Below are 2652 nucleotides of genomic sequence, written 5' to 3'. Positions count from 1 at the left end.
CGATCGCGATGTGGCGCGCGCGGATCGTGCGGTCGCCGATCGCGACCGTGTGCGCATCGACGAGCGTCGCGCGCCCCGCGTGCATCTCGACGCCCGATTGCCGCAGCAGGTTGATGTAGATGTCGCTCAACCGGTTGATCTCGCGATCCTTCGCGGCGATCAGCGCGGGCCAGTCGAGCGTGCCGGCGCCGAAGGTCCAGCCGAAGCCCTTCGCGTCCTCGACTTCATGCGGGTAGTGCGATGCATAGACGAGCAGCTTCTTCGGAATGCAGCCGCGCAGCACGCAGGTGCCGCCGATCTGCTCTTCTTCCGCTATGCCGACACGCGCGCCGTATGACGCGGACATGCGTGCAAGCCGTACGCCGCCCGAGCCGGCGCCGATGACGAACAGGTCGTAGTCGAATTCCATCGCATTCCCTCATCGCAGTTCGGATGAAGGCACGATAGCAAGATTCCGGAATTCTTGCGGCGCATGGTGCGGCCAGGCGCGCGCCCAATAAAAAACGGCGAGAGACGTTGCCTCTCGCCGGTCAAACCGGCTGCCGGGTGTGTCATGCGTCACCGATCGACCGCATGCCCGACCTGCCGGCTGCGCGGCACCGGTCCGCCCGGGCGCGCGAAGGGCGCACCCACGGCCGGACCAGCCGCCATGCTCATGCCTGCGACGTGTCGCTGCCGTCCGTCGCCTGCGTGTCGTCCGCTGCCTGCTCGGGCTGATCTTCCTTCTTCTTTTCGACCAGGCCTTCGAGCGCTTCCGCACCCTTGAAGCCGGCGACGGCGGCTGCCGCCTTGGTCAGCAGGCCCGCATCCGGATCCAGCTTTTCCGCGCCTTCGACAGCGGCGACTGCGCCAGCGATTTCACCCACGGTGTTCAGGATACCCATCGTCATCCCCTTTCAAGAAAATCGTGAGCGCATCGTCCCACGAAAAAAACCGGCGGACCGCGATTGTCATCACCGGATACACAAGTTACGCACCAGGCCGGCCGCACTCGCCGAGCGCAACCGGAACGACGCACGCGCACGCCTGACGGCACGCAACGGGCGATGCACGCAGCGTAGCGGAAAGGCTCCGCGCGCACTGTAAAAGTATGTTCTGGATTGCCGACGGAACCCTTACGGCGCGGGGGTCTCGTGATGAAGCATTCGCCGAATAGTCGAATGCGCGTATGAAGGTCGCGTGACGAAAAAAAGAGGCGCCTCGCGGCGCCCCTTCGATGCATGCCGGACGATTGCCGGCCCATGCGTTCCGACGTTCGTCAGAAGATATTGCGCAGGCCGATCGCGATGCCGGTCTGGTTGCTGCGACCCGGCAGCTCGACGTTCGCCGCGCCGTTCGTCTTGTTGAAGTCGACGGTGCCGTAGACTTCCGTGCGCTTGCTGAGTGCGTACTCGGCGATGCCGACGATCGCGTAGCGGTTGCCGCTCGCGAGCGTGCCGTTGGTGGTCATCGCATTGCGCATATGGTCGTAGTAGAACGCGCCCGTCAGCGTCAGCGGCGCGCTGACCTGCCAGCTCACGCCCGCGAACGGACCGTCGTCGATCCGGCCGGTGCCCTTCGCGACCGGAATCGACTGCTGCGCGAGCAGGCTGTCGACGAAGCCCGTGTCGTCCTTCGAGCGCAGGTAGCCCGCGTAGATCTTCGCCTTGCTGAACGCATACACGACGTTCGCGTGGTAGATCGTCTGCTTGCGCGCCGAGTTGTCGCTGTTCTGCTGCGCACCGGCCGCGATGCTGAGCGGCCCCATCACGTACGACAGCGACACGCCCCACGCATTGCCCTTGCCGAGCGAGCCCGGGATCTGGCCCGAGAAGCCGCCGGCGCCGGTCGATTCGTAGTTGGTGCCGGTCGAGTACATCGCCTTCGCGGTCAGGCCTTCGAACTTGCCCGTGTACTTGATCTGGTTGTCCGCATACAGGCCGCCGCCGAGTGCGACCGGCAGCCATGCGTTTTCGAGGTAGTTACCGACGGTCAGCGGATCGTAGGTGTCCGACAGCAGGTCGAACAGCGGCGTCTTCTGGCGGCCGAGGGTCACCGTGCCGTACGGGCTCTGCAGGCCGACGTACGCTGCGCGGTTGAACAGGCGGCCGCTGTCGGCGAATGCGCCGTTCTGCAGGTTCACGCCGCTCTCGAGGTTGAACACGGCCTTCAGGCCGCCGCCGAGATCTTCCGTGCCGTAGATGCCGAAGCGGCTGTTCGTGATCGCGCCGTTGGTCATCGACAGCAGGCCGTCGTTCTTGGCGTTCGCGTTGGTCAGGTAGCGGATGCTGGCGTCGGCGACGCCCCAGAGCGTGACCGAACTTTGTGCGGCCGCGTACTGGCTGGCGAATGCGAGCGCGGCGCCCCCTGCGATGGCTGCGAGTCGGGTGGTCTGCTTCATGAGCTTTCCTTTTTGTAGGTGTCTCCATTCATGGCCGGCCGCGTGCGCAGCCGGGTGGCGATCGCTCACGTTCTTGGCGCGCGCGATGTGGGCTGAATCATATGACGAGTGCATTCGCTGAAAGAAATTGAAATGCGCGGTAACGGCGGAACTGTCGCCCGCGCACAACGCTGAGCGTGCGAGGCTTGCCCGGCGGGCGTCGGGCGCCGCATGGCAGCGACCGCTTGCGCGGCTTACGGCATGTCGGGACTGTAAGGATCGTGCGGCAAGTA

At 65.2% G+C, this 2652-nt stretch carries 3 protein-coding genes; all 3 read right to left on the bottom strand.

The features are described 5' to 3' along the window. The coding region (locus G3N99_RS38255) for an FAD-dependent oxidoreductase (protein ID WP_206124972.1) at positions 1–409 on the bottom strand (409 nt) is incomplete at its 3' end. A gap of 244 nt (positions 410–653) precedes the next feature. Beyond that, on the bottom strand, positions 654–884 hold the full coding sequence (locus tag G3N99_RS38250; protein ID WP_174937566.1) for a hypothetical protein: 231 nt from the start codon (positions 882–884) through the stop codon (positions 654–656). A 374-nt stretch (positions 885–1258) separates the two neighbouring features. Further along, a complete protein-coding gene (locus tag G3N99_RS38245; protein WP_011353454.1) occupies positions 1259–2380 on the bottom strand; it encodes a porin in 1122 nt (373 codons plus the stop codon). Positions 2381–2652 lie beyond the last annotated feature (272 nt).

It is taken from the genome of Burkholderia sp. Ac-20392 (assembly GCF_017104585.1).
Classification (GTDB): domain Bacteria; phylum Pseudomonadota; class Gammaproteobacteria; order Burkholderiales; family Burkholderiaceae; genus Burkholderia; species Burkholderia lata.
This window is presented reverse-complemented; position numbering and strand designations above follow the sequence as displayed.

Excerpts from the sequence above, each read along its gene's own strand:
- G3N99_RS38250 (WP_174937566.1), bottom strand. The coding sequence starts at position 884 with ATGGGTATCCTGAACACCGTGGGTGAAATCGCTGGCGCAGTCGCCGCT.
- G3N99_RS38245 (WP_011353454.1), bottom strand. The coding sequence starts at position 2,380 with ATGAAGCAGACCACCCGACTCGCAGCCATCGCAGGGGGCGCCGCGCTC.